Origin of the sequence: Nostoc sp. (assembly GCF_035638895.1) — a bacterium.
In the GTDB taxonomy this organism is placed as follows: Bacteria; Cyanobacteriota; Cyanobacteriia; order Cyanobacteriales; family Nostocaceae; genus Nostoc.
Window position 1 is genome coordinate 1 of sequence record NZ_DASQZC010000096.1, and the last position, 1,641, is coordinate 1,641.

The following is a 1,641-nucleotide window of genomic DNA, read 5'->3' on the forward strand; positions in this document are numbered from 1 at the left end:
GCTCAAACTAATCCCCAGTAATAATTCAATAAATGTATTTAGATTGAACAAAGAATTTAAATCCATAGTAAGACTCAAGTTATACTCCTGTGTTTTTTCCATCTTTGAGCTGAACGGAGTAACAACTCTAAGCTGTGATTCTAAGATAAGAAACTTGGCGAAAATATTTCATCTGACTATGTGTAGAATTCAGTGAAACTGTCACACAGACAGGCAATCCCGCCCAGAACTGAAGTTCAGGGCTGATAGCTGAAGTCCACTCAAATGGACTGAATTGATCATTTAGGGACTTCCAAGTAAAAAAAACATCCCAAAACTGACCCAAGAATTCTCTCTATTTCTTCTCTCTCTGTGTTCTCTGCGTCTCTGTGGTAGCCTGCGGCAAGCCGCTTCTCTACGAGACGGCCCGCGAATGCGTCTACGTTTATTTGGATAATTCATTTCTTGAAAATCCCTAAGTCCACTTGAGCGGACTTTAGCTATGAGACTCGGAATTCATTCCGAGGCGGGATAGAAACGCAGTGCGAGATTTTTTAATCGAGATAAAGATATGGCTGCGGCAAGACTTATGTCTCCACCGTAGCTGCAAGCGGGGAGGGAAGACAAAGCGCAGCTTTGGCGGAGTGGGGTTCTTCGAGTTTAATAAGCAATCAAGCTACATGATATGAGGACGCTTTTGCATAATGTCTGTTATCGCCAACCTTGAGAAATCAGGTCAAAATGTGCCAATAGTGAGTTTCAGCAAAACAGACTTTATTAAAAGATGCCGAAAATATCACAATCTTGGAAAATAATAAAGTAAGTCGAGTATCACAAGACTCACTTGATTTCCTTATTTATTCTAGGAAAATATGACTCATCCTTTCCTTGAACGCCTGCGTAGTCCAGATAGCCCAGTCCTCGTCTTCGACGGGGCGATGGGAACCAACTTACAAACCCAAAACCTGACTGCTGAAGACTTCGGCGGCCCACAGTATGAAGGTTGTAACGAATACTTAGTCCACACAAAACCCGAAGCTGTCGCTAAAGTTCACCGCGACTTTCTCGCTGCTGGTGCAGATGTAATTGAAACCGATACCTTTGGCAGTACGTCTCTGGTGCTGGCAGAATATGACTTGGCAGACCAAGCTTACTACCTCAGCAAGACAGCCGCAGAATTGGCGAAGTGTGTCGCTGCGGAATTTTCCACGCCAGAAAAACCCCGGTTTGTGGCAGGTTCCATCGGCCCCACAACGAAACTTCCTACCTTGGGACATATTGACTTTGACACCATGAAAGCTACTTTTGCTGAACAAGCAGAGGCGCTGTGGGATGGTGGTGTCGATTTATTTCTAGTGGAAACCTGCCAAGATGTGCTGCAAATTAAGGCGGCGCTGAATGGTATTGAAGAAGTCTTTGCCAAAAAAGGCGATCGCAGACCATTAATGGTTTCTGTGACAATGGAAAGCATGGGCACAATGTTGGTAGGTTCAGAAATCAGTGCTGTGCTGACAATTTTGCAACCTTACCCAATTGACATTCTCGGTCTAAACTGCGCCACTGGGCCAGACTTGATGAAACCACATATCAAGTATTTGGCAGAACATTCACCTTTCATCGTTTCCTGTATTCCCAACGCGGGTTTACCTGAGAACGTTGGCG

1 protein-coding gene is annotated in these 1,641 nt (G+C 44.5%); it reads left to right on the forward strand.

All coding sequences use genetic code 11. The features are described from left to right. Positions 1-851 precede the first annotated feature (851 nt). Positions 852-1,641 (forward strand): homocysteine S-methyltransferase family protein (locus VE944_RS04205; RefSeq protein ID WP_324972728.1); only part of this gene is annotated, 790 nt, incomplete at its 3' end.